We start from the raw sequence: 210 nt of genomic DNA, 5'->3' as shown, positions 1-210 counted from the left end.
CCATCGGCGTGATAGCTCAGTAGGTAGAGCAACGGATTGAAAATCCGTGTGTCCCCAGTTCGATCCTGGGTCTCGCCACCATATTTAAAAACCGTATTTACGATTTCAATCTCTGATCCCATCAGAGATTTTTTTTGGGTGAAATTTACTCGAATGAATAAAAAAGTGATGATTTATATTGACTAATTTATTCAGATACGGCTTAATACA

General features: G+C 38.1%; 1 tRNA gene. It reads left to right on the top strand.

Annotation, left to right across the window (positions count from 1 at the left end):
- Positions 1-5: 5 nt before the first annotated feature.
- Positions 6-81, top strand: a tRNA-Phe gene (locus AVJ19_RS21465).
- Positions 82-210: the final 129 nt, after the last annotated feature.

This window comes from Acinetobacter sp. CFCC 10889 (assembly GCF_003268395.1).
GTDB lineage: Bacteria > Pseudomonadota > Gammaproteobacteria > Pseudomonadales > Moraxellaceae > Acinetobacter.
This window is presented reverse-complemented; position numbering and strand designations above follow the sequence as displayed.